Source organism: Actinomadura parmotrematis, from assembly GCF_019458805.1.
GTDB lineage: Bacteria > Actinomycetota > Actinomycetes > Streptosporangiales > Streptosporangiaceae > Spirillospora > Spirillospora parmotrematis.
Window position 1 is genome coordinate 1 of sequence record NZ_JAIBOA010000052.1, and the last position, 733, is coordinate 733.

A 733-nucleotide genomic window follows, 5' to 3' on the forward strand; every position below is an offset into this window, starting at 1 on the left:
CCGCCGCAAGTCCCGCCAGATCATGGTGGGGAGTGTTCCGGTGGGCGGGGACGCTCCGGTGTCGGTGCAGTCGATGACGACGACGTTGACGGCGGATGTGAACGCCACTCTTCAGCAGATCGCGGAGTTGACGGCGTCGGGTTGCCAGATCGTGCGGGTGGCGTGTCCGTCGCAGGATGATGCCGATGCGTTGCCGGCGATCGCGCGCAAGTCGCCGATCCCGGTGATCGCCGATATTCATTTCCAGCCCAAGTACGTGTTCGCGGCGATCGATGCCGGGTGCGCGGCGGTGCGGGTGAATCCGGGCAATATCAAGAGGTTCGATGACAAGGTCGGTGAGATCGCCCGTGCGGCCGGGGATGCGGGGGTGCCGATCCGGATCGGGGTGAACGCGGGGTCGCTGGACAAGCGGTTGCTGGAGAAGTACGGCAGGGCCACGCCGGAGGCGTTGGTGGAGTCGGCGTTGTGGGAGTGCTCGCTGTTTGAGGAGCACGGTTTCCGGGACATCAAGATCTCGGTGAAGCACAACGATCCGGTGGTGATGATCGAGGCGTACCGGCAGCTGGCCGCCGCGTGCGAGTACCCGTTGCATCTGGGTGTGACCGAGGCGGGTCCGGCGTTCCAGGGGACGATCAAGTCGGCGGTGGCGTTCGGGGCGCTGCTGTCGCAGGGCATCGGCGACACGATCCGGGTGTCGTTGTCGGCGCCTCCGGTGGAGGAGGTCAAGGTCGGT

1 protein-coding gene is annotated in these 733 nt (G+C 66.2%); it reads left to right on the forward strand.

Annotated features, from left to right (window positions below; translation table 11 throughout):
• Positions 1-733, forward strand: a 733-nt coding sequence (gene ispG, locus K1Y72_RS35825; RefSeq protein ID WP_220170999.1) for a flavodoxin-dependent (E)-4-hydroxy-3-methylbut-2-enyl-diphosphate synthase, incomplete at both ends; no start/stop codon positions are given.